At 66.6% G+C, this 23728-nt stretch carries 22 protein-coding genes and 1 tRNA gene; 6 read left to right on the top strand and 17 right to left on the bottom strand.

The genetic code is table 11. From position 1 onward, the window contains the following. Positions 1 to 47 precede the first annotated feature (47 nt). A complete protein-coding gene (locus NFU08_RS04115) occupies positions 48 to 1595 on the bottom strand; it encodes an alpha-N-arabinofuranosidase (protein ID WP_174178371.1) in 1548 nt (515 codons plus the stop codon). A 285-nt stretch (positions 1596 to 1880) separates the two neighbouring features. Here NFU08_RS04115 and NFU08_RS04110 point away from each other — a divergent pair, with 285 nt between their 5' ends. After that, positions 1881 to 2834 (top strand): ANTAR domain-containing protein, encoded by a 954-nt coding sequence (locus NFU08_RS04110; protein ID WP_174178369.1) that lies wholly within the window; start codon positions 1881 to 1883, stop codon positions 2832 to 2834. 40 nt (positions 2835 to 2874) lie between these two features. Here NFU08_RS04110 and araA read toward each other — a convergent pair whose 3' ends face one another. From araA to NFU08_RS04065, 9 genes are all read right to left on the bottom strand, one after another. Then, positions 2875 to 4395, bottom strand: a complete 1521-nt coding sequence (gene araA, locus NFU08_RS04105; protein ID WP_251420913.1) for an L-arabinose isomerase — start codon at positions 4393 to 4395, stop codon at positions 2875 to 2877. A 30-nt stretch (positions 4396 to 4425) separates the two neighbouring features. Then, a complete protein-coding gene (locus NFU08_RS04100; protein WP_251420912.1) occupies positions 4426 to 5127 on the bottom strand; it encodes an L-ribulose-5-phosphate 4-epimerase in 702 nt (233 codons plus the stop codon). Beyond that, complete coding sequence (gene araB / locus NFU08_RS04095) at positions 5124 to 6881, bottom strand: ribulokinase (protein WP_251420910.1); 1758 nt, start codon at positions 6879 to 6881, stop codon at positions 5124 to 5126. The genes NFU08_RS04100 and araB overlap by 4 nt, the downstream gene beginning before the upstream one ends. 282 nt (positions 6882 to 7163) lie before the next feature. Continuing rightward, complete coding sequence (locus NFU08_RS04090) at positions 7164 to 8033, bottom strand: anti-sigma factor (RefSeq protein WP_251420908.1); 870 nt, start codon at positions 8031 to 8033, stop codon at positions 7164 to 7166. After that, positions 8020 to 8598 carry an RNA polymerase sigma factor gene (locus NFU08_RS04085; RefSeq protein WP_374724838.1) on the bottom strand — a complete coding sequence of 193 codons (579 nt, stop codon included), beginning with the start codon at positions 8596 to 8598 and terminating at the stop codon, positions 8020 to 8022. Before NFU08_RS04085 ends, NFU08_RS04090 begins: the two co-directional genes overlap by 14 nt. 50 nt (positions 8599 to 8648) lie before the next feature. Continuing rightward, positions 8649 to 9398, bottom strand: coding sequence for a class F sortase (locus tag NFU08_RS04080; protein WP_251420906.1), 750 nt, complete (start codon positions 9396 to 9398; stop codon positions 8649 to 8651). Between the two features lie 113 nt (positions 9399 to 9511). Next, a complete protein-coding gene (locus NFU08_RS04075; protein ID WP_174178357.1) occupies positions 9512 to 10345 on the bottom strand; it encodes a DUF4397 domain-containing protein in 834 nt (277 codons plus the stop codon). Positions 10346 to 10501: 156 nt separating this feature from the next. Continuing rightward, a complete protein-coding gene (locus NFU08_RS04070) occupies positions 10502 to 11527 on the bottom strand; it encodes a LacI family DNA-binding transcriptional regulator (protein ID WP_174178355.1) in 1026 nt (341 codons plus the stop codon). A gap of 152 nt (positions 11528 to 11679) precedes the next feature. Beyond that, positions 11680 to 11752: transfer RNA gene (locus NFU08_RS04065), tRNA-Lys, on the bottom strand. Positions 11753 to 11938: 186 nt separating this feature from the next. On the opposite strand from NFU08_RS04065, the gene NFU08_RS04060 reads away from it, so the two are divergent. The 4 genes from NFU08_RS04060 (at position 11939) to NFU08_RS04045 (ending at position 15235) form a co-directional block, all read left to right on the top strand. Beyond that, the gene (locus tag NFU08_RS04060; protein WP_066273207.1) at positions 11939 to 12598 is read left to right on the top strand and encodes a hypothetical protein; all 660 of its coding nucleotides are present in this window, start codon (positions 11939 to 11941) and stop codon (positions 12596 to 12598) included. A 355-nt stretch (positions 12599 to 12953) separates the two neighbouring features. Beyond that, positions 12954 to 13571, top strand: coding sequence for a DUF47 domain-containing protein (locus NFU08_RS04055; protein WP_174178351.1), 618 nt, complete (start codon positions 12954 to 12956; stop codon positions 13569 to 13571). A 1-nt stretch (position 13572) separates the two neighbouring features. After that, positions 13573 to 14586 (top strand): inorganic phosphate transporter, encoded by a 1014-nt coding sequence (locus NFU08_RS04050; protein ID WP_174178349.1) that lies wholly within the window; start codon positions 13573 to 13575, stop codon positions 14584 to 14586. Between the two features lie 241 nt (positions 14587 to 14827). Next, positions 14828 to 15235 carry a hypothetical protein gene (locus NFU08_RS04045; protein ID WP_251420903.1) on the top strand — a complete coding sequence of 136 codons (408 nt, stop codon included), beginning with the start codon at positions 14828 to 14830 and terminating at the stop codon, positions 15233 to 15235. Between the two features lie 19 nt (positions 15236 to 15254). Here NFU08_RS04045 and NFU08_RS04040 read toward each other — a convergent pair whose 3' ends face one another. The 5 genes from NFU08_RS04040 to pstS form a co-directional block, all read right to left on the bottom strand. Beyond that, on the bottom strand, positions 15255 to 15671 hold the full coding sequence (locus NFU08_RS04040) for a hypothetical protein (protein WP_251420974.1): 417 nt from the start codon (positions 15669 to 15671) through the stop codon (positions 15255 to 15257). A gap of 170 nt (positions 15672 to 15841) precedes the next feature. After that, positions 15842 to 16621: a phosphate ABC transporter ATP-binding protein PstB gene (pstB, locus tag NFU08_RS04035; protein ID WP_066273199.1), complete on the bottom strand. Its 780-nt coding sequence runs from the start codon at positions 16619 to 16621 to the stop codon at positions 15842 to 15844. Between the two features lie 81 nt (positions 16622 to 16702). Further along, on the bottom strand, positions 16703 to 17815 hold the full coding sequence (pstA, locus tag NFU08_RS04030; RefSeq protein ID WP_251420901.1) for a phosphate ABC transporter permease PstA: 1113 nt from the start codon (positions 17813 to 17815) through the stop codon (positions 16703 to 16705). Continuing rightward, on the bottom strand, positions 17816 to 18748 hold the full coding sequence (gene pstC, locus NFU08_RS04025) for a phosphate ABC transporter permease subunit PstC (protein ID WP_251420899.1): 933 nt from the start codon (positions 18746 to 18748) through the stop codon (positions 17816 to 17818). 105 nt (positions 18749 to 18853) lie between these two features. Further along, complete coding sequence (gene pstS / locus NFU08_RS04020; RefSeq protein ID WP_174178339.1) at positions 18854 to 19975, bottom strand: phosphate ABC transporter substrate-binding protein PstS; 1122 nt, start codon at positions 19973 to 19975, stop codon at positions 18854 to 18856. Between the two features lie 264 nt (positions 19976 to 20239). Here pstS and NFU08_RS04015 point away from each other — a divergent pair, with 264 nt between their 5' ends. Further along, positions 20240 to 21367 carry an aromatic acid exporter family protein gene (locus NFU08_RS04015; protein WP_174178337.1) on the top strand — a complete coding sequence of 376 codons (1128 nt, stop codon included), beginning with the start codon at positions 20240 to 20242 and terminating at the stop codon, positions 21365 to 21367. On the opposite strand, the gene NFU08_RS04010 is transcribed toward NFU08_RS04015, so the two are convergent. Both NFU08_RS04010 and NFU08_RS04005 read right to left on the bottom strand, forming a co-directional pair. Then, the gene (locus NFU08_RS04010; RefSeq protein ID WP_251420897.1) at positions 21364 to 22251 is read right to left on the bottom strand and encodes a PRD domain-containing protein; all 888 of its coding nucleotides are present in this window, start codon (positions 22249 to 22251) and stop codon (positions 21364 to 21366) included. The two genes, NFU08_RS04015 and NFU08_RS04010, sit on opposite strands and share 4 nt — an antisense overlap. Before the next feature lie 64 nt (positions 22252 to 22315). Further along, the gene (locus NFU08_RS04005; RefSeq protein ID WP_251420895.1) at positions 22316 to 23728 is read right to left on the bottom strand and encodes a glycoside hydrolase family 1 protein; all 1413 of its coding nucleotides are present in this window, start codon (positions 23726 to 23728) and stop codon (positions 22316 to 22318) included.

Genomic DNA, 23728 nt, shown 5'->3' with positions numbered 1-23728 from the left:
AGAGGAGGGCCGCCGTCGTCATGCCCTCCCCTCCCCGCGGACAGGGGCTACTGGTTGACGGCCAGCCGGATCATGGACCAGGACACGGCCGGCAGGTCCGCGGTGAGCCTGCCGCCGCCGGCCTTTACCGTGACGTTTTCCGCGGGCAGGACGGACGTGGAGTCATCGGCGGTTGCCTGCCAGTACGGATCCTTGTTGGCGTACGTGACGGCCTCGAGGACCCGCACGTTGCCCAGGCCGGACACCACGGCGTCGAGGCTGAGCGCATCCGTGGCAGAGCGGTTGACGGCGAAGACCACGGCTTCGCCCGTGTCAGCGTCGTACGTTGCGACGGCGGACACGGCGGCGAAGCCTGCAGTCTTGCCGCCGCTGGCCAGCGGGGATTCGACGGCGAGCTGAAGCACCGTCCCGGAAGCGTGGCGGGACGTGAGCGCGAACGGGTGGAAGGTGGTCTGCTTCCAGGCGCGGCCGCCGGGCTCGGTCATGATGGGCGCGATGACGTTCACCAGCTGGGCGAGGCTGGCTGAGTGGACGCGGTCCGTGTTCTTGAGCAGGGTGATCAGCAGGTCACCGACGACGACGGCGTCCGCTACGGTGTAGGTGTCCTCGAGCAGGACCGGGGCAACCGGCCAGTCCTTCCCCGTGGGTGCGCGGGACTCGTCGCGGCTCATGTGCCACACGTTCCACTCATCAAAGGAGATGTTGACCTGCCGGGTGGACTTCTTCACCGACTTCACGTGGTCAATGTGGCTCACGATGTCATGGATGAAGGCTTCCATCCGGTACCCCGCGGAAAGGTGCTCCTGCAGGTCGCCAAAGTCCTCGAAGTACTGGTGGGCCGAGATCAGGTCCACAAGGTCGTAGGTTTCCGAAAGGACAACACGTTCCCACTCACCGAAGGTGTCCATGGTGGGGCCTGAGCTGCCGCACGCCACGAGTTCCAGGCCGGGTTCGATCATCCTCATGCCGCGGGCGGTGTCGGCTGCCAGCCGCCCGTATTCGAGGGCGTTCTTGTGGCCGATCTGCCACGGGCCGTCCATTTCGTTGCCCAGGCACCACATCTTGATGCCGTACCCGTTCTCCGCACCGTTGGCCCTGCGCTGGTCCGAAAGGGCCGTGCCGCCGTCGATGTTGCAGTACTCCAGCAGGTCAAGCGCTTCCTGCGTGCCTCGGGTGCCAAGGTTCACGGCCATCATGGGTTCGACGCCGGCCTTGGCTGACCACTTGGCGAATTCGTCCACACCCACCAGGTTGGGGTCTGTGGAGTGCCAGGCGAGGTCCAGCCGGGCCGGACGTTTGTCGGCGGGGCCAACACCGTCCTCCCAGCGGTAGCCGGAGACGAAATTACCTCCGGGATAGCGGACTGTGGACACTCCGAGTTCGCGGGTCAGTTCCAGCACGTCGGTGCGGAAGCCGTCCTCATCCGCCTTGGGGTGCTCCGGCTCGAAGATTCCGGTGTACACGCAGCGGCCAAGGTGCTCCACGAAGGCACCGAAAGTGCGGCGCCGGACCGGCCCCACGGTAAAGGCGGGGTCAATGGTGATCCTGGCGGTGGCTGGTTCTGCAGCGGTCACGAAAACATCCTCGTTTCTCATTTTTACAACGTTATAGAAACATTCTTGGGGCTGCCGCGGCAGGAGTCAAGCATCCGGACGCAAACTCGCGGTGGAGGCAGGCCCTGGAACCGCGCGGCGCTGTCCGCACCCCACCTGCGGCAACAGGGGCAGAGGGATGCCGGCCGGAAATCCAAGTAGTACCTAATCTGAAAGTCGGGTACTCCTTACGCATTCACCGGGATGAATCGCCGAACTAAGTTCTTCTCAGAGACAAGACGTCGTCTGACTCGTAGTACTTGTCTCACGAGGGGGTGTGAGACTGCAATGCACGCACAAAACATAAGTTCGGCTTTCCCGGCCCGCAGGGCACGGGTACTAAACGGGGCCGGCGACGAGGAGGCCTTTGAGACCAAGGCCTCTCCCCCAGCCGTCGCCGGCCCTCTACGTGTGCGGAAGGGCGCGGACCATGGTCCGCCCACGCCCGGACCGGCAGCACCCGCTTTGGGGGGCGAGGCCGGGCATCCGGACAGCGGAATCCAGGACGGCCTCCTCCTCGACCTGGTGAGCGGGACGCACAGCCTGCGCGAATCCCTTGATGTCCTTGCCGCCGCAGCCGTCCGGACCATTGTCCGGGCCACAGGCCTGCAGATCGAATGCGGCGTGGTGGTGCACCAGCCGAAGAGGAGCTCCGCTGTCACCGGTACCTCGGAGGACGTTGTGGGGCTCCTGGAGTGGGAGCAGCAGGCCGAGGAGGGCCCCCTGCACGAGGTGCTGGCCGGCCATCATCCGGTAGCCGTGCTCCAGCGCAACGGGGATTTCCGCTGGCCGCGGTATTCCACGCAGCTCCAGCTGTCAGGCTTCGGCAGCGCCATGGGAATCAGGCTTCGGGTCGCTGCTGATTCCGACGGCGACGGGTCCGGCCCGGCTGACACGCCTGCCGCCCTTGCATTTTTCGCCCAGGATGCCAAGGCCTTCCCGCTGCAGGTCATCGCGGAGGCCCGCGGCTTCGCCGGGCTCGCGGCAAAGAGCCTGGAAGTGGCCGTCAACCTGCATTCAGCCAGGACCACCGCCACGGACCTGCGCTCAGCCCTGGACAGCCGGACCTCCATCAACGTCGCCTGCGGAGTGATCATGGCCCAGAACAGGTGCTCCTACCACGAGGCGTTTTCCATCCTCGCCAAGGCCTCAAGTCACCGCAACATCAAGGTGCGCAGGGTGGCCGAGGACATCCTCGACAAGCTGCCCGAAGGGCCGCCCCGCGCACACTTCGGACGCTGAGCCCGCACGTCGGCCAACACCCCATCCCTGGAGTTTTTGCCTAGATCCCGCCCGCCAGCTTGTAGTAGGCGGCGTTCCAGTTCAGGTCCTTCTTGAACTGCCGGATGGTGGTGCCCTCGTCGATGGTCAGCAGTTCGGTTTTGGCGATTTCCGCGAAGTCCTCGAACACGTCCATGCCCACCTGCGTGGACAGGACGGTGTGGTGCGCGGCCCCCGCGGTGAGCCAGGCGGCGGCGGAGGTGGCGAAGTCGGGCTTGGGCTCCCAGAGCGCGCGGGCGACGGGAAGGTTGGGCAGCGGCTGCTCCAGGGGGACCACGTCGACGGCGTTCGCCACCAGGCGGAAGCGGTCCCGCATGTCCGAAAGGGCCACGACGACGCCCGCGGAGGCATCGGCGTCGAACACCAGGCGGACGGGGTCCTCCTTGCCGCCGATGCCGAGCGGGTGGATCTCCAGCCGGGGCTTCGCGGCCGTCAGCGTGGGGCAGACCTCCAGCATGTGCGCGCCGAGGATCTTCTCGGCGCCCGGTTCCAGGTGGTAGGTGTAGTCCTCCATCAGGGATGCGCCGCCGGGGAGTCCGGCACCCATCACCTTCGCGGCGCGGACCAGGATGGCGGTCTTCCAGTCGCCCTCCGCGCCAAAGCCGTAACCCGCCGCCATCAGGCGCTGGACAGCCAGGCCGGGGAGCTGGCAGAGCGCGCCCAGGTCCTCGAAGGAGGTGGTGAACGCGGCGGAGCCGTTGGCTTCCAGGAAGCTGCGCAGCCCCAGTTCGATCCGGGCGCCGTAGCGGAGGGACCCGTGCCTGGCGGCGCCTGCGCGGAGCTCCGGAACCACGTCGTAAAGGTCCTGGTACTCGGCAACAAGCGTGTCGACGTCGGACTCCGCCGCGCCGTGCACGGCGTCGGCGAGCTCGTTGACGGACCAGGTATTAACCGCGACGCCGAAGCGCAGCTCCGCCTCGGTCTTGTCGCCTTCGGTGACGGCGACGTTGCGCATGTTGTCCCCGAAGCGGGTCAGCTTCAGGGTCCGGATGGCGGCCCAGCCCGCGGCGGCGCGCTGCCAGGAACCCACCTGGCGGGCCACATCAGGGTTGGAGACGTGCCCCACCACGGTCTTGCGGGCGATGCCCAGGCGGGACTGGATGTAGCCGAACTCGCGGTCGCCGTGGGCGGCCTGGTTCAGGTTCATGAAGTCGAAGTCGATGTCCGCCCAGGGCAGCTCCACGTTCGCCTGCGTGTGCAGGTGCAGCAGTGGCTTGCGGAGCAGGTCCAGCCCGGAGATCCACATTTTGGCCGGGGAGAAGGTGTGCATCCAGGCGGTGACGCCGATGACGGAATCGTCCGAGTTGGCCTCCAGCGCGGTGCGGCGGATGGCGTCCGAATCGGTCAGGACCGGCTTCCAGACGATCCTGACCGGGACGTCCGTTGAAGCGTTGAGCTGGTTGGCGATCTCCTGGGACTGGGCGGCCACCTGCTTGAGGACGTCCTCGCCGTAAAGGTGCTGGCTGCCGGTGAGGAACCAGACCTCGTAGCCGTCAAGGGAAGTGTTTGCTGCGGTGCTCATGGGTTTTCTCCTGGAAAAGTTTGTGACGGCCTACTGGCCGTAGACGTTCTGGTAGCGGGCGTAGAGCGAGTCGATGTGCGCCTGGTCGATGGGGACGGGCTCGCCGAGCTGCCTTGAGATATGGACGGTCCGGGCCACTTCCTCGCACATCACGGCTGCCTTTACCGCGGACTTTGCGTCCTTGCCGATGGTGAACGGCCCGTGGTTCTGCATCAGCACGGCCGGCGAATTGGAGTTCTTAAGCGTCTCCACGATGCCGTGGCCTATCGAGTCGTCACCGATCAGCGCGAACGGACCCACCGGGATGCTGCCGCCGAATTCGTCACTCATCATGGTGAGCACGCACGGGATGGCTTCGCCGCGGGCGGCCCAGGCGGTGGCGTAGGTGGAGTGCGTGTGCACCACGCCGTTCACCTCCGGCATGTGCCGGTAGACGTAGGCATGGGCGGCGGTGTCCGACGACGGCGACAGCTCCGGGTTGCCCCACGCGCCGTCGCCGTTTCCCGCTACCGGGACACCATAAAGGTCGGTGACCACCATCTGTTCCGGAGTCAGGTCCTGGTAGGAGACGCCGGAGGGCTTGATGACCATAAGGTCCTGGCCGGGAACCCTGGCCGAGACGTTGCCGGCGGTCCACACCACCAATTCGTAGCGTGTCAGCTCCGCGTGCAGGGCGCACACTTCCTCCCGGACGCGGGCGATGGTTTCCACGGTTCCTGGCCCGGGGCTCACGCGGAGACCTCCGCCGTGGCGCGGACCGTGGACCCTGCCGTGGTGCCGGGAAGAACTGCTCCGGCAGCCCTGCGCTGGATGGCCTTGAGCCGGTGCATGACATCGTTGCTGCCGCGGCCGAAGTAGTCGTGAAGCGTCTTGTACTCCTGGAAGAGTTCCCCGTAGGCGGCCACGTTTTCCGGGATGGGAGTGTACACCTCGCCGGGTTCGGAACCCATGGCGGCAGCGGCCTCCCGGATGTCCGCGTACTTTCCGGCGGCGACGGCAGCGTGGATGGCCGAGCCGAGGGCCGGGCCCTGGGCAGAGCCGATGGTGGACAGCTGCAGGCCCGTGGCGTCCGCGTAGATCTGCATCAGGAGCGGGTTCTTGAGCAGGCCGCCGGCCACGATGAATTCCTTGACCGGGACGCCAGCCTCGCGGAAAGCGTCCACGATCGTGCGGGTGCCGAACGCGGTGGCCTCGAGCAGTGCCCGGTAGGTGTCCTCGGGCTTGGTGGCGAGGGTCTGGCCCACCACGATCCCGGACAGCTCATGGTCCACCAGCACGGAACGGTTGCCCGAGTGCCAGTCCAGGGCGATGAGCCCGTGCTGGCCGATAGCCTGGCGGGATGCCAGTTCGGTGAGGTATTCATGGATGCCCAGGCCGGCTTCCCCGGCGGCGCGGTGGTATTCGGGGGGCACGCCGTACTTGGTGAACCAGCCGAAGATGTCGCCGACGCCGGACTGCCCGGCTTCATACCCCCAGAGCCCGTCCACGATCCCGCCGTCCACCACCCCGCACATGCCCGGCACTTCGCGCAGCTCGGCGCCGTTCATGACGTGGCAGGTGGAGGTCCCCATGATGGCCACCAGCTGCCCGGGATCCACCGCCTTCGCCGCCGGCGCCGTGACATGGGCGTCAACGTTTCCCACGGCTACGGCGATGCCTTCCGGCAGTCCGGTCCAGGCGGCCGCCTCGGCAGTGAGATACCCGGCAGCGCCACCCAGCCGGCCGATGGTGTGCTCGAGCTTGGTGCTGACGAAGTCCTGGAACTGCGGGTTCAGTGCGGCCAGGAAGTCCAGGGAGGGGTAGCGGCCGTCCTGGTAGATGCCTTTGTACCCGGCCGTGCAGGCGTTGCGGACGTACCGGCCGCACAGCTGCCAGACAATCCAGTCGGCAGCCTCAACCCAGTGGTCCATCTCGGCGTAGGTTTCGGGGTCTTCCTCAAGCAGCTGCAGGCCCTTGGCAAACTCCCATTCGGAGGAGATGAGCCCTCCGTACCGCGGCAGCCAGTCTTCGCCGCGTTCGGCTGCCAGCCGGTTGATCCGGTCGGCCTGCGGTTGCGCCGCGTGGTGGCGCCAGAGCTTGACGTACGCGTGGGGGCGGTTCCGGAAGCGGTCCAGCTCGCTCAGAGGGGTGCCGTCGGACGTGACAGGCACCATGGTGCAGGCGGTGAAGTCCGTGGCAATTCCGACGACGGCGGCCGGGTCGATGCCGGCCTCCGCCAGGGCGGCGGGAACCGCGTGGCGCAGGACGTCGCGGTAGTCGTTCGGCACCTGCAGGGCCCACTCCCCGGGCAGGCGGACGGCTTGACCGTCGGCGCCCCTGCCTGCCACATCTTCCGGCAGGACATCAGTCACCACGGCGTGCGGGTAGTCGTACACACCGCTGCCGAGCTCCTTGCCGTCGCGGACCCGCACCACCACGGCACGGCCTGACAGCGTTCCATAATCCACACCGATGACAAACGAATCCGGAGCGTCCACTGCGTCCATAAGAAACTTCCTCCATAGCTTGCCGCCACTTCGCGGCCTGCGCTCAATTGTGAGCGCTAACAAGAGGGAAGTCAACAGCTCCGTACGCCCCCGCGGAGCCTTGCTGATGATGGCCGCCATGATTCGGGCAGGTTCCCCGGAGGCTGAACGGGCGAAACCGACTGAGGCGCCGCCCACTCATTGCATCCGATGCTGCACTTTCACGTTGCGGCGGCACTGGCAGCCGCAGGCGTGACCACGCAGTGGCCCAAGGTGGTTGCCACGGTGCGGCGGAGAAGCAGGTCAGGTGGCGAGCGTGCCCCTGGCAATGCTGACGCTTGAGTGGGCGGGGTTGCCGTCGACGGGCTCGTCGGAGACGTCGACAATCGGATACTCCGAGATTTCCAGCCCGGCCGGCAACTGGAAGGTTCCGGATTCGGAGTTCATGACCCCCAGGCTCACCAGGCGCGAGAGGTCGGGCGCGATCAGCCAGACCTCCTGGTAGCCCTGGGCCTCATCCTTGCTGAGCCGGACTTCCAGCGCCCGGGACCCGTCCGCGGACTCCACCACCCGCGCCGAACCGGCGGCGGAAAACTGGGCCAGCGGTGCCAGGTCCGCTTCCGCCAGCGGCCGGGGCGCCTGGTTCAGGGACCAGACGGCGCCGGCGGTCACCAGGACCGCCGCCGCAGCGGCAGCCATCCATGGCCCCGGACGCTGCCACCACGCCGCGGACCGGCGCTTGGCAGGACGGGACGCTGCCCTGTCCTGGAGCGACACCGGCTCGGCGAGGCTTTCACGTTCCGCGGCGGGTTCCGCCTGCCGGACACCGTGGCCGGAGGCCGGGGCATCATCCGCGTCTTCCGCTGCAGCTGCTTCCTCCTGCGCCCATCCGGGCCGCGAAGTGGCGTAATGTTCCCTGACGCCGGCCAAGGGGTCCCCGTGCACGGACTCCGAGAGACCAAGCTCCCGGTGGATCCCTTCCCAGACCTGCGGGCCAGGCACCTCAAGGCGGCCGGTTCCGGGCGGTGTTTTGACGGCTTCGACAGTGCGGCGCAGTGCCGCGAAGTCCGCTGCGCATTCGGGGCAAACCTGCAGGTGGTCCCTGGTGCTGCGGTCCTCCCAGTCCTGGTACAGCGCAAGGAGGCTCAACTCTTCCGGATCAGGATGCGGCATGGTTTACCTCCAATCTGTTTCTCAGGTGGGACAGGCTGCGGCGGATATGGCTTTTGACCGTACCAAGGGGCAGGCCGAGTTTTCTTGAAATCTGTTCGTGCGTCAGGTCATCGTAGAAGGCAAGCTTCATGATGGAACCCTGGGGCTCGCCGAGACGGTCCAGCTCCCCGTCCAGGAGGAGCCTGTCAGCCAGGAGCTCGGCGTCCTCATGGCCGGTACCGGCTTCGTCGGCCAAACCGGCGCCGGCCACTGCCACGGCTTTCCTGGCTTCCCGTGCCGAGGCCGACAGGGTGTCCGAGATGACGTTCCGGGTGATCCCGACAATCCACGCCGGCAGCCGGGCCACCTGGGGATTGAACGTGCTCCGGGAGCGCCACACCCGGATGAACACCTCCTGCGTCACGTCGTCGGCCGCGGAACGGTCCGGCAGGGAACGCAGCGCCAGGGTGTGGACCAGCGGGGCAAACTCCCGGTAAGCGGCCGCCAGGGCATGTTCATCGCCTGCCAGGAAGGACGGCGTCAGGCCGTCTTCCCACCCCGGCGGAGCCTGGTCGGGAGATACCAAACGGGGCTCCTTCGCGGCGTCGGTGGCGACAATCATGGCAGGATCACCGCTCACTCCAGGACCGCGGTGACAATCACATTGTCGCTGTAGTCCATTCGTTCGTCCAGCCACTCGCCGCCGCATGTGATGACTTTGAGTTCGTGGGGCCCGGACCGCCGGAACACGGAGCTGCCATCGAACCGGTCCTTGGCCATCAGCTCAACGCTCACCACGCGGTAGTTCAGGGCCGGCGCGCCCTCCCGGCCCACCTGCACCAGCGTTCCGGCCGCTACGGACTTCAGCGCGGAAAAGGGCGCATTGTCAGACTTCGTATCGATATGCCCGGCGATCACGGACGTGCCGGCCGCGGCTCCCGGCGCGGGGCCGAAGCGGTACCAGCCGGCCCGGTCGAACGCGTCCGGGATTTCCATCGCTCCACCGTCAGAGACCCCTACCGGCACCACCGGCATGTCGATGGGGGTGCCGGCAACAGCCAGGGAGATCGGGACCGGCGCCGCCACCACCGCCGCCGGGGTGGCGGCACGCACGGGAATATCGGGGACAGCCGCCGGGCTGGTGGTCGCCGCCGCAGCTACCGGCGCAGGACTTTCGGGAGCAGGGCTTTCGGGGGCCGGGCTTTCGCGCTGGGCGGGCTGCGCAGCAGGTGCCTGGCTGGCAGTCGGGGCCGGGGATGACGCCGGCAGGGAAGGGTCTGCCGCGCACGAGGAAAGCATCAGGACCCCGGCGAGCAGGACTCCCGCGCCCTGGAAAACGGAGGACCGACGGCGGGACTCCCCTGCCGTCGTCGTGCCTGTTTCCATGTGTCCGGCTTTCATCGTGCCCGGCCTTTCTCTCGGCAGGCCCGGGAAGGAACCGGCGCAGCGGATGGAAAAGCGGCGGCCGCCCGGCATTCACCGGGCGGCCGCCAGTGGTGCTACTCTGCCCGGCGGGCGGCGACGGTGCGGGCTGCACCCACGCCGCCGAGGATCAGTGCCAGGGCTGCGGCGCCGAAACCGACCATCAGGGCAGTGGAGTCTGCCGGAGCTGCAACGGTGGAGCCGTCAAGGGCACCCGGCACTGAACCCGGAGCGGAGTGCAGGCCCTCAATGGTCTGCACGGCAAGCTGCAGGTTCGAATCCGCGAGGCTGCCCCAGGCGTACACGATGGTGTGCGTGCCTTCGGCGATCGTGACGTCGGCCGGGCCGATGACCGGGGCGGTGGTTCCGGTGGCGGCAACTGCTGCCGGTACGGTGCCGGGGTCCAGCGTCAGCGTCTGCTCGTTCGGGTTGGCAAGGTTGGTGATGACGGGGGAACCGCCTGCAAGGATGTCGACGGCGGGAGCGGCAGCGGTGTGGCGGACGGTCAGCTTGCCCTTGCCGGCCTCGATCTGGGAGACGTCGTTGGTGAAGAGGTTGGCTGTGGGGTTGCCGGCTGCATCGAGGTTGGCGACGGCGGTGTAGTTGCCGTTGGCGGCCAGCGTGACACTCACGGGGCCGATGACGGCCGCGGAAGCATCAGCGGCATCCGAGGCGGTAATGGCGAGTTCGTAGGCTCCTGCCGGCAGTGCCAGCGGGCCGGCCAGGCTGCCGGGGGTGAAGTCATCGAGGGTCCGGTCACCGTTGACCCAGACGTCGACGGTCAGGCCGGGGACACCGTGGAGGACCGACAGTTGGGCGTCCCCCTCCGCAGCCTGGGCCGGGCCGGCGAGAGCGATGGCTGCTGCGATTGCCGCTGCACCGGCGCCTGCTGTGAAAATCCTGTTGCGCATGTCTATCTCCATTGATCGGCCCGCCTCGCGGGCATTTTTTGCTTACACCTCTACTACCGGCGCAGCATCGGAGCTGGATGCACGTGCATGGAAATTCTTTTTAAAATTTTTTGCGCCGGGCACCGGGGCGGACACCGGCACCCGTCATGACCGCGGTTACGGGGCGGCCTCCACAGGCGGGGCGGTGCTGGCGCGGAGGACCAGTTCCGGCGTGACCACGGTGGAACTGACCGCGGCGCCGGCTTCGATCTCCTTGAGCATGATGTCCATGCAGCGGCGGCCCAGCTCCTCGAAGTCCTGCCGCACCGTGGTGAGCGGCGGGGTGAAGTACCCCGATTCCGGCTGGTCATCGAAGCCCACCACGGAGACGTCGTCGGGCACCCTGACCCCCGCTTCGGCGAACGCGCGCAGCATGCCCAGGGCCATCTGGTCGTTCCCCACGAAGAGTGCCGTGGCACGGCGGTCGGCGGCGAGCTTCCGGCCGGCGGCATACCCGCTGCCGGCGCTCCAGTCGCCCTGCAGCAGGAGGTCGTCCCCGAGCCCGGCGTCCAGGAGCGCCTCGCGCCAGCCCTCCGCGCGTTCCGAACCGTCGATCCAGTCCGGGGGTCCTGCCAGGTGCCCGATCCGGCGGTGTCCCTGCCCAATAAGGTGTTCGACGGCGAGCTGGGCGCCGCGGCGCTGGTCCACCATGGCCCCGCTGACATTGCTGTTGCCGAGGGACCCCACGGCCACCACGGGCACGGGCAGCCGCATTTCATCCAGGGCAAGCAGGGTGTCCGAGTGCGGAACCAGCACCGCGATCCCGTCCACGGCCTGGTCCATGAAGTGGCTGACGGCGTCGGCAATGGCATCCCGGCTGACCTCGCGCAGGGCGGCGATGCTGACAAAGTAGCCGGCGTTCCGCGCCGCCTGCTCCACACCCAGGAGGGTATGGGCCGGGCCGTACTGTGACAGTTCGCTGGCCAGGACACCGATGGTCTGCGAGCGCCGGGTCACCAGGCTCCGGGCAGCGGTGTTGCGCCGGTACCCCAGTTCGGCGATGGCCGCCTCAACCTTGGCGCGCGTCGCTTCGCTGACATTGGGGTGGTTGTTGATCACGCGGGAGACGGTCTGGTGGGAGACGCCTGCCCGGTCCGCCACATCTTCCAGGCGCGGCATCCGCCCCTTGCTGCTTTTTGCCATGTGCCCATTCTGCCCGCCGGTTGGCCCGGATACCCTGTTTGGCCTGGATACGGGAGTTCTGGGCTTGCCCGCGGATCCGGTCCGGGAAAAGAAAACGTCCCCGGCGTCCTGTTGCCAGGATGCCGGGGACGTACCACTCTTCTCTCAAAGAGTGGGCCCTGTGGGGCTCGAACCCACGACCCACGGATTAAAAGTCCGATGCTCTACCAACTGAGCTAAAGGCCCCTGCCGGATGGTTCGCAGCGTATGTGCGGGCCACCCGGCCCAATCCATTTCTGGACGTTAATACTCTAACCCATGGTTCCGGCGGGTTCGCACGGGGCTCCCGGCCAGCCGCCCGCCGCGGAATCCAGAGGCGGAGGGAGCGGCGGATGCTCGATTTCCGCCTCGGCACAGGAGTAGCGTGGGGGCATGAGTGAGCAAGCAGGATCCAGCCAGTACGGCGGCGCGAACCGGCACCACAAGCCCAAGCCCTTCGCTCCCATCGACTTCGAGCCCTTCGCCGGAGGCGCGGATCCCGCGCGCATCTCGGAGGCCGCCCACCTCGCTGCCCAGGCGCTGGTCCGCCACGGCCGTGACAGCGACGATCCCGTGGTCACCGAACGCCTGGTGAAGCTCGCCGACGAGCAGGGGCTCGAGGCCATTGCGGAGATGTGGGCGGAGAGTCCCGCACGTTCACTGCCCGGCGCCCTGTGGCGCCTGTACGCCCTGCGCGCTGCCACGGTCCAGGACCCGGAGCGCATCTCGGTGTACTTCCGGGCCGGCAAGGACACCGCCCAGGTGTCCAACGTGGTGGCAGGGGCGGCCGAGCCGCCGGGCGCAGATGAGATGCGGAGCATGGCGGACGCCATCCTTTCCGGAGCGTTCGACGGCGAATTCGACGTTGCGCTGGAACGTTCCGCAGCGTTCTGCCGGGTAGTGGCGCTCGGCCAGGCAACCATCGCCGACGGTGCCGAGCATGGCAACGAAGCGCACGCCAGCAAACTCACGCGGAACTCGCACCAGCTGGTGAAGACCGCCGAGGACCTGGAGCACGCCGCGAACGCGTGGCGACTGGGAGAACTCGACTGAATCAGCCCCGCTGCCCCGCCCTGGCCCCATCTGTCAAGATTGACTTGCGCCAGCCAAAGTAGAAAACTGAAACCGGTGCCGAGCCGCGAAACCCCCGGGCTTCAACAATTAGCCGCCTAGAGCGGCCTACCGCCGAGAGGCGTATCCGGTTCGGCACCATTTTCATGCCTGCTGCCGGACGGTTTCCCTCCCGCACCTCCCGGCCCGGCTCCCGGCCCATTTCTCAGGGGCTTCGCCGCGCTGTTTTTCAGGTGCCCAGCCACAGGCCGGTAGAGTGGGGCTCAGTTGCCCGCCGGGGTCAAGTCACACGGCAGCAACCCCCCGCCCTGTACTTTTCCCGGAGACCGGTAAACACGTGAAGCTGCGCCTTTTTCCCCAGGAGCCCGCCGGGCTGAACCTCCTTTCGCAGCTGGCCCAGCAGATCGTGCTGGCCAGTGCCACCCTTGCGGAAATCCTGGGCGTCCCCGCCGCCGAGCACGGCAAGCTCGTGGAGGACATGCACAACCACGAGGCGAAGTCGGCTGAACTGCACTTCGCCCTCCTGACGCACATGCGCACCAGCTTCGTGAACCCCCTCCCCCGCGAGGACATGTACGCGCTCTCCCGCTACCTCAACGAGGCGATGGAAAAAATGGACGCGGCCGCCGAGCTGGTGGCCCTGTACAAACTGGAGCGGCTGCCCAAACGTGCGGCCGACCAGCTGGAGATCATCAGCCGGCAGGCCGAGCTGACAGTGGACGCCATGCGCCGGCTCAACAACCTGGACGACCTCGAGGACTACTGGATCGAAATCCTCCGCCTTGCCCAGCGCGCCGAGAGGACGCACCGGGTGTGGGTGGCAGACATGATTGCGGACATGAAATGGGCGCAGTATTCCCGCAACCGGGACATCGCCAACCAGCTGGTGGAAGTCACCAAGGACATGCGGCGGATCGCCACCCAGGTGGGCAGCATCATCGTCAAGGAATCCTGAGGTGACCCCGGTCATCTTCGGTTTCGTGGTCCTGCTGGCCGCGGCGTTTACCTTCCTTAACGGCTTCCGTGATGCCTCCACGTCCGTGGCGCTTGCGGTGCGGACCCGGGCACTCACCCCCAGCGTGGCGGTGCTGCTGGCGGCCTTCTTCAACTTTGTGGGCGCCCTGCTGAGCGCCGGCCTGGCCGTGGCCGTCAGCCAGGCCTGGATCAGTCTTCCACCGGGCAACGGTGGCCTGAGCATCCTGGTGGCCGGCCTGGCGAGCGCCTGCGCCTGGGGAATCCTGTTGTGGTGGCGGGGCATTCCGGCTTCCTCCACGCACGCCCTGGTGGGCGGCCTGGCCGGCGCGGGCCTGGCCAGCCTGGCGGTGGGCGGTTCCGGCGTGGGAGGGGTGGACCAGTCCCTGCTGTTCCAGGTGGTGCTGCCGCTGGTTCTGTCCCCGCTCGTTGCGTACAGCGGCGCCTTCATGCTGGTGTATCCGGCCACGTGGGCGGCACGCTACACGCAGCCCAACGTGGTCAACCACCGCTTCCGCAGGAGCCAGGCCATCGCTGCCGGGGCGGTGGCTTTTGGGCATGGCCTGCAGGACGGGCAGCGGGTGAGCGCGGTGCTGCTCCTGGCCCTGCTGGCGGCAGGATATTCCGATCCCGGCACCATACCCTTGTGGGTGGTTCTGCTGTCCGCCGTCATGATGGCTGCCGGGACGCTGTTCGGGGGCTGGCGGATCTCGCACACCATCGCGTACAAGATCACCCGGATCGATCCCCTGCGGGGTTCTGTGGCCCAGATCTTCAGCGCGGTGATGCTCTTCGTGGGCGCCATCGGGCTGCACTGGCCGCTGTCCACCACGCACACGGTGACGGCGGCAGTCCTGGGCGCGGGCGAGAACCAGCATTTCTCCGTCACGAACCGGAAACTGGTGATCCGGATCGTGGGGCTCTGGCTGCTGACCCCGCTGGCCACGGCTGCACTGGCGTTTGTGCTGGCGCTGGCGATGACCCCGTTCGCACGCTAGGTGAACCGGGTCGGGACGTTGGTTACGGTTACGGGTTCACTACGGTTGCCCGCCCTTCCCTGTACAGCCGCATTCCGGTGACGTAGATTCGAAAGTGGGTCCCCAGCAATTCATAGCCACACAGCAGTAAACGGCACACAGCAATAAGGGACCAACATCCGCCGCCGGGTGCACGGCCGCGGACAACGCCGCTGCAGCATATCGGCGGCCAGGATGCACACTGTGGAAAAGAGCAGGCATCGTGTCTACTTCAAATCCCCGGCACTCCCCACCCCAGCCACGCCAGCTGCGCTGCGAAACCTGCGGTACGGAGCACCAGCTGACCATCCATGCCGTCAGGGCAATGGGGGCAGCCAACGGGGACCTGGTCACCGTCTCCTACACCTGCAACGACTGCGGATTGTTCAGCGAGCACCTCGCCTACGCGGGGGATGTTGCCGCGGCCCTCCACCAGGTCCGCTGGATGGCCAAGGTCATCATGTTCGGCGATGACTACATCCACTGCGGATTCCCCCTGGAAGAGGCGGGGCTGGAAATCGAAAGGCTTTGCTACCGGAGCAGCAACAACGGCGGCAGCCTTAACATGGTCTGCCTGCCCACCCGTGTCCTGCGCTGCCGGTGCGGCTTCCAGCTGGAAATCCCGGAGTAGCAGCACATTGCTGCAGCAGCTACGTGGCTGCGGGAAATGCAGGAGGGCTGTCCAACAGTGCTGCTGCCAGCTCCTCCGGCGTCATATTCGCCGCCTGGAGCAGCGCACCCTGGTCCACCCCGTGGCTCGCCGCCTGCTTGATGGCCTGCCTGAGCGACTCGTGGGCAACATCCAGCTCCCACTGGACAGTTTCCAGGTACGAACTGGTGCGCCATACCGCGGAAACGTAGTCCTCCCCGTCCGCAGCGCCGGTTGCGGCGGCAAGCACAGGGCCTGCAGCCGCGCCGGAGTCGGCGAAAGAAACCGGAGCCCCCGCATCCTCAAAGGACAGAGGGGCGCCAGTGTACAGATGGTCAAGGGGATCGTTCTGCTGGACGGCATTCGCGGTCCCGGGCCTGGAAACTTTAAGCTGGTGGCCTCTGCGGCCGGTTGCCATCTGCGTCAAGGGAAAACTCCTAAGCATGCTATTTACTAGTTTCCAAAGTATCTAGTTCAGCGTACTAAATGCTTCCGATTCTGGCCAGCAGCTATTTCTGACCTGCACCTTGGCCCTGCCCCGCAGTGTTCCGCCCCCTCCCCGCGGGCCGCCTCCATGCTGTGGCGGCTTTACCCGAACCGGCCGGAGACGTAGTCCTCAGTGGCCTTCTGGACGGGGTTGCTGAAGATGGTCTGGGTGTCCCCCACCTCAATGAGCTTGCCGGGCTTGCCGGTGCCTGCAATGTTGAAGAAGGCTGTGCGGTCCGATACGCGGGCTGCCTGCTGCATGTTGTGGGTCACGATCACCACGGTGTACTGGTCCTTGAGCTCATTGATGAGGTCCTCGATGGCCAGCGTGGAGATGGGGTCCAGCGCGGAGCACGGCTCGTCCATGAGGATCACCTGCGGTTCCACGGCGATGGCCCGGGCAATGCAGAGCCGCTGCTGCTGTCCGCCGGAGAGGCCGGAGCCCGGCTTCTCCAGGCGGTCCTTGACCTCGTTCCACAGGTTGGCCCCCTTCAGGGAGCGTTCCACCAGGACATCGGCCTCGCCCTTGGAGATCTTCTTGTTGTTCAGCTTCACGCCCGCCAGTACGTTGTCGCGGATGGACATGGTGGGGAACGGATTGGGGCGCTGGAACACCATGCCGATCTGCGAGCGGACGGTGACGGGGTCCACGCCGGGGCCGTAGAGGTTGTCCCCGTCCAGCAGGACCTCGCCTTCCACGCGGGCACCGGGGAGGACCTCATGCATGCGGTTCAGTGTCCGCAGGAACGTGGACTTGCCGCACCCTGAGGGGCCGATGAATGCCGTTACGGACTTGGCTTCGATGTTGATGGTGACGTCCTCCACGGCAAGGAAATCGCCGTAGTAGACATTCAGGTCCTTGACGTCGATGCGCTTAGACATGGTGTTCCTTAACTGACTGGGTATGAATTGAAGTCTGGCATCCGGCCCGCAGGACCGGAAGGGGTTGGGGCGGCCCGGCCGTCAGCGGCCGGTCTTTGGGGCGAAGATCCTGGCAATCAGCCGTGCCGCGAGGTTGAGGACCATCACCAGGATGATCAGCACCAGGGCGGCACCCCAGGCGCGCTGCGACGACGGGTCGGGGTTCGCCGGCGAGGTGGGGTTCAGGATCTGGGTGTAGATGAAGGTGGGCAGCGACGCCATCCAGCCACTGAACACGTTGGAGTTGATGCTGGTGGCGAACCCTGCGGTGACCAGGATGGGCGCGGTCTCACCGATAACGCGGGCGATCGCCAGGGTGACGCCCGACGCGATGCCGGAGATCGCCGTCGGAATCACCACCTTGAGGATGGTGCGCCACTTGCGCACGCCCAGCGCGTACGCCGCTTCACGCAGTTCGTTGGGGACGATCTTCAGCATTTCCTCGCTGGAACGCACCACCACGGGGATCATCAGCACGGAAAGCGCGACGGCGGCCACGGCACCGGTTTTGGTCCCGGGGCCCACCACGGCGAAGAAGAAGGCTGCTGCGAAGAGGCCCGCCACGATGGAGGGGATGCCGGTCATGACGTCCACGAAGAACGTGATGGCGCGGGCCAGCCGGCCGTCGTTGCCGTATTCCACCAGGTAGATCGCGGTCAGCAGGCCCACAGGCACGGAGATCACGGTGGCCAGCAGGGTGATCTGGATGGTTCCCAGGAGTGCGTGGTAGATGCCACCGATCACCGGCGCACCTTCCTCCACTGCCCGGTTGTCATAGACGCCGGTGACACCGTTCATCGACGTGGTGAGGAAGCCGGGGTTCAGGAGGCCCGGGATGCCGTTGACCAGGACAGTCCAGATCACCGAGATGAGCGGGAGCAGGGCGATCAGGAAGGAGCCCACCACCAGGCAGGTGGCCAGCTTGTCCTTGGCTTTGCGGGAGCCTTCAACGGCAGCGCTCCAGGACACCAGTCCGACGGCGAAGAGGATTGCCGAGACGATTCCCCAGCCGAATGCATTGAAGCCCACCAGCGCCAGGATCGCGGCGCCGGCGATCAGCGCTGCGGCCAGGACCACGTAGGGGGCGTACTTGGGCAGCTGGCCCTTGGTGAGTGCCGAGCGCTTGCTGCGCACGGGGGTAAGCGTGGAGGTCATTTAGTTGGCTCCCGAGAATTCTTTGTGCCGGGTGATGATCCAGCGCGCGATCATGTTCACGGCCAGGGTGATGACGAACAGGACCAGGCCTGCGGCGATCAGGGTGCTGACCTTGAGCCCGCTGGCCTCCGGGAAGTTGAGCGCGATCTCGGCGGCGATGGTCTGGTTGCCGGACTGGATCAGGCTGGCGGTGAGGGCGCCGGAGGAGAGCACCAGGGCCACGGCCATAGTCTCGCCGAGGGCCCGGCCCAGGCCCAGCATGACGGCGCTGATGATGCCGGGGCGTGCGAAGGGCAGGACGGACATCTTGATCATTTCCCAGCGGGTGGCACCCAGTGCGAGCGCCGCTTCCTCGTGCAGTTTGGGGGTCTGCAGGAAGATTTCCCGGGACAGTGAGGTGATGATCGGAAGCACCATGACGGAGAGCACGATGCCTGCGGTGAGGATGGTCTTGCCCGTGGCCGAGGCAGGTCCCTGGAAGATGGGCAGCCAGCCCATGTTCGCGGCGAGCCAGTTGTAGGCCGGCGAGATTTCCTTGGCCAGGAAAGCAGCTCCCCAGGCGCCGTAGACCACGGACGGGATGGCGGCGAGGAGGTCCACCATGTAGCCGAGTCCGGCGGCCAGCCCGCGCGGGGCGAAGTGCGAGATGAACAGCGCCACGCCGATGGCGATGGGCGTGGCGATCACCAGCGCGATGACCGCGGCGATGAGCGTGCCGATGACGATGGGCCAGATGTAGGCGAAGAAACCTTCGCCGCCCTGGATCTCGGCGGCCGGCGCGGTGAGCGCCGGGATGGCCTGGACCACCAGGAAGAGTGCGACGCCGAAGAGGACGGCGAGAATGAGGCAGCCGGCGGCCAGCGCGGCGCCCGAGAAGATTTTGTCCCCGGCGCGCCCGGCGCCCTGGGTACTTGTCAGGGGGGTGGCGGTCATTCGACGGCCCTTCGGTTGGTTGCTGGGAGGGGAGGAAGCATTATCCAAAGCCAAGTTCCCCGCACTGCCTTTCGGCAGGCGGGGAACCCGGCAGTGGAGCGGTGGTTAGGACTTGACCTTGATGGACTCGATCGCCGTGGTTGCCTTCTCCGCAAGAGCGGAGGACAGCGGGGCGGACTTCGCGGAATCCGCGGCGGCCTGCTGTCCCTCCTCGGACACTACGTAGCTCTCGAAGGCTTTGACCAGGTCAACCGTTTCCTGGGAATCGTAGGCGCTGCAGACGACGTGGTAGGAGACCAGCACCACGGGGTAGGCGCCGGAAGCGGTGGTCTTGCGGTCCAGCTTGATGGCGACGTCGGTCTCGGCGCGGCCTTCAACGGGCTCGCCGGCTTCAACGGCCTTGGCGGCAGCCTCGGCGGAGATCTTGACGAACTCCTCGCCCACCTTGATCGAGGCGGTTCCCAGCTTGCCGCCTACTGCGGAATCGTCCGCGTAGGTCACGGCGCCGGGGGTGTCGGTGACGGTCTTGACCACGCCGGAGGTTCCCTTGGCGTTCTCACCCTGGAGGCTCGCGGGCCAGACGCCGGAGGACTTGTCCGTCCACACCTCGGGTGCCGCGGATGCCAGGTAGTCGGTGAAGTTGGTGGTGGTGCCGGAGTCGTCAGAGCGGTTCACCGGGGTGACCTTGAGGTCCGGGAGGCTGACGCCCTCGTTCATTGCCGCGATGGCGGGGTCATTCCAGTTGCTGATCTCGCCGCGGAAGATCTTGGCCACGGTGGCGGCGTCCAGCTTCAGCTCGGTGACGCCGGGAATGTTGAAGGCCACGGCGATCGGGGAGATATAGACGGGGATGTTGATGGCGCCATCGGGCCCGCAGACGGCCTTGGAGCTCTCGAACTCCTCGTCCTTGAGGTAGGCGTCCGAACCGGCGAACTGCGCCGAACCGTCGATGATGGCCTTGCGGCCCGCGCCGGAGCCGTCCGGGGAGTACTGCACGGTGGCGCCTTGGTTTGCGGCGGCAAAGCCTGCCTTCCACGCATCCATGGCTGCGCCGGTGGAGGAAGCGCCGATGCCCGTGAGGGTGCCGGTGACCTTCGGGCCGGAGGAAGCCTGGTCGCCTGCGGGGGCGGTGCCCGTAGCGTTGTCTGAACCGCAGGAGGTAAGCGCGAGAGCGCCGGCTGCGATAACAGCGATAGCCGCGTGGCGGCCGAAGCGGAGTGCCTTCACTAGATGTACCCCTTCCAGGGTTTTTCAGTTGCGGACAGGGACGGAGAACCCTGCTGCGCGATGCGTAGGTTTTGTACCTTCATCGAAGTTAGGCTCCGCAGGTAACGGGACGGGCGGACCAAAGTGAACGGAGGATTAACGACGGCGGGATATTCGCTGACAAATGCCCGGTCACCATTGCGCAGATCACATGTCCGGCCGTAGTGCACCGGCGCCCCAGGAGTTGCCAAAGGAAATGTGCGTGCCAGCAATAGACTGGACGGCATGGCTCCCGCAGCAGGACTCTCAGCAGGCAGGCGGTTCCTCCGCGGCCGCTTCCGCACCGGCATGATCCGGAGCCGGAATTCGCTCATCCCGGCCATCCAGATGACCGTCTGCGCCGTGGGTGCCTACGCCTTCGCGGAATACGTGCTGGGCCACTCCGGTCCCCTCTTCGCGGCCACATCATCGCTGATCGCGCTTGGCTTCTCCCGGGAACCGCGCCTGCGGCGGGTACTGGAGGTGGGCCTGGGCTGCACCATCGGCATCGCGGTGGGCGACCTGCTCCTGCACTGGCTGGGCGCCGGAATCTGGCAGGCCGCCGTCGTGCTTCTTTTCTCCATCCTGCTCGCCAGGTTCCTCGACAGCGGGAACATCTTCACCACCCAGCTGGCCCTGCAGTCGCTGCTGGTGGTGCTGCTGCCTGCACCGTCCGGTGGTCCGTTTACGAGGAGCATCGATGCCGTGGTGGGCGGACTCTTCGCTTTGCTGGTGACCATCCTGGCCCCCAAGGACCCCCGCCGCGAGCCGCGCAAGGACGTCCAGAAGCTGCTGCATGAGCTGGCCGAGGTGCTGCGCGAGTGCGCCGGCGCACTGGTCAACAGCGACTCCACCCAGGCGTGGCACGCCCTCATTCGGGGCAGGAACTGCCAGCCGCTGGTGGACGGGATGCGCCAGTCCCTGCGTGCTTCCGGGGAGGTGGCCACCCTGGCGCCCGCCTACAGGAGGCACCGGGACGAGCTGGACCGGCTCAAACAGTCGCTGGACTTCATCGACCTGGCGCTGCGGAACAGCCGGGTGTTCGCCCGCAGGCTGACCAGCGCCATCAACCACGCGGCGTTGTCGGATGAGGCGACAGAAAACATCGCCGAGGTGCTGCAGGAGACCGCTGCCGCCATTGACGAGCTTTCGCTGGGGCTGGCGGAAACGCACGACGGCGTCCGCCGCGCCCACCTGCGCAGCGCCCGCCAGGACCTGAGCGAGATCGCCCTGCGCCTGCATCCCAAGCTGCTGGAGGTGCAGCGGCTTGAGGGTGAGACGGTGGTGATGCTGTACCGGCCGCTGATGGTGGACCTGTTGGAGGCCACCGGGATGGATGCCCGCGAAGCCCGGGACGTGCTGCCCGCGCTCTAGGCCTGGGGGGTTGCTTCGGCTCCGGTTTGCTCCGTCCTGTCCAGGAGCCGGAGGTCATCGGCCATGCGGGCGACGTGCAGGGTGAGGTACGTGACCTCATCGTCGGTGAGGGGCTGGCCGAGCCGGAGTTCCAGGACGGCCTGCAGTTTCAATGCGGTGCCGAATGCCTCCGGGTACGCCTCCCGGATGGCGGAGCCCAGCCCTGTTGCCCCTTCGGCGAGCTGCCGTCCGGTGTGGGCGCGGACGAAAAAGTACCGCAGATGGGTGATGAACCGTGCGGCGTTGACGGTCTCCCGGTCGAAGGAGCGTCCGTAGGCCTGTTCCAGGACTTCGAACAGCTGCGCGAAGACGCCGGTCATCTGGTAGGTGTACGAGAGGTCGCCGCTGGCGAACCCGGCGTTGACCAGGTGCAGTGCCACGGCAACGGCCTCGTCGCGGGGCAGTGATTCCTCGAGCCGGGCGTTGGCGAAGTCCACGATCTGCTGTGCCATGCGCAGCTCGTCAGGATAGAGGTGGGCAACCTCGGCCCTGAGCGGGTATTCGATGTTCAGGCCCTGCCGCAGGCGTTTGATGGCGAAGCTCAGGTGGTCCGCCAGGGCCACCACTGTGGTGGAGTTCAGCGGCCCGCGCAGTCCGCCACGGGCAATGTCCAGAGCCTGGTCCGCCAGTGCCAGGTGTTCGGGCGGGATGGCCGCCACCAGCGCGCCGAAGTTGTCCGCGTTGCGGCCGTCCTCGGGAACGAAGACGCGGACCACCTTGGCCTCATCCACCTGCTGGCCGGGCTTTGCCTGGAAGCCCAGGCCGCGGCCGGTGAGGATGACCTCTCCCCTGTCCGCGGCCCGGGCGAGGACGACGTTGTTGTTGAAAACGCGCAGCACCTCCACGCCGTCCTCCTTTCATCGTTGAAGCGGGATACTCCCCTGGTGGTGTTTGTCGTTCGGGCTGGCGCTAGTCTTTCAGGCTGGCACCGTTGGTGGCGATGACTTCCTTGTACCAACCGTAGGACTTTTTGGGGAAGCGCTCCATGGAGCCCGTGCCGTCGTCGTTCCTGTCCACGTAGATGAAACCGTAGCGCTTGCTCATCTGGGCGGTGGAGGCACTGACCAGGTCGATGCAGCCCCAGGAGGTGTAACCCATGAGCTGGACGCCGTCTTCAACCGCCTCACGGGCCTGGACCAGGTGGTCGTTGAGGTAGCCGATGCGGTAATCGTCAACGACGGTCTTTTCGCCGTCGACCTCCACCAGCTGGTCCACCGCACCCAGCCCGTTCTCCACGATGAACAGCGGCTTCTGCCAGCGGTCCCAGTAATCGTTCAGTGCCACCCGCAGCCCCTGCGGGTCGATCTGCCAGCCCCACTCGGACGCCTTGAGGGTGGGGTTGGGAACGCCGCCCATGATGTTGCCGGGCCCCTTGGTCTTCTTGGCGGGATCGGCGGTCTCGCAGATGCTCATGTAGTAGCTGAACGAGACGAAATCCACGGTGTTTTTCAGGTCCTCACGGTCCTGCGCCGTGATCTCCAGCTCGATCCCGTTGTCCCGGAAGTACCGCAGCAGGTAACCGGGATACTCGCCGCGGCAGTGGATGTCACCGAACGCGTAGCTGTCCTGGGCAGTGAGCATGGCCGCCACCACGTCCGAGGGGTCCGGGGTGAGCGGGTAGGTGGGCAGCGCAAGGATCATGCAGCCTACCTGCGCGCCGGGCATCAGCTCGCGCGCAAGTTTCGTGGCCCGCGCGGAGGCCACCAGTTCGTGGTGGATTGCCTGGTAGAGGTCCTGCTTGGTGAGCTGGTCCTTGGGGGTGGGAATGCCGCCGGACATAAACGGCTCATGGATCACGGAATTGATCTCATTGAACGTGAGCCAGTACTTCACCCGCCCACCGAAGTGCTCGAACAGGGCGCGGCAGTACCGCTCATAGAAGCCGATCAGCTCCCGGTTGGTCCAGCCGTTGTACTTCCTGGCCAGGTGCAGCGGGGTCTCGTAGTGGCTGATGGTTACCAGCGGCTCAATGCCGTGCTTCTCCAGTTCATCCAGGACGCGGGAGTAGAAGGCCACGCCTTCGGCGTTGGGTGTCTCTTCGTCGCCCAGCGGGAAGATCCGGCTCCAGGCGATGGAGAACCGGAACACTTTGAACCCCATGTCCGCGAAAAGGGCAATGTCCTCGGCATAGCGGTGGTAGAAATCAATCGCCACCTGCTTGAGGTTCTCCGGCGTCGGCCCCTCGGTGGGGATCTCCGTGATGCCCCTGGGCATCACGTCCTGGATGGACAGGCCTTTGCCGCCCTCGTTGTAAGCGCCTTCAATCTGGTTGGCGGCAGTCGCGCCGCCCCAGAGGAATCCTTCGGGGAAAGTGGTGGTCAC

Origin of the sequence: Pseudarthrobacter sp. NCCP-2145, from assembly GCF_023708005.1 — a bacterium.
Taxonomy (GTDB): Bacteria; Actinomycetota; Actinomycetes; order Actinomycetales; family Micrococcaceae; genus Arthrobacter; species Arthrobacter oxydans.
The sequence above is the reverse complement of the archived record's forward strand: the minus strand, read 5'-3'. Positions and strand labels throughout refer to the sequence as shown.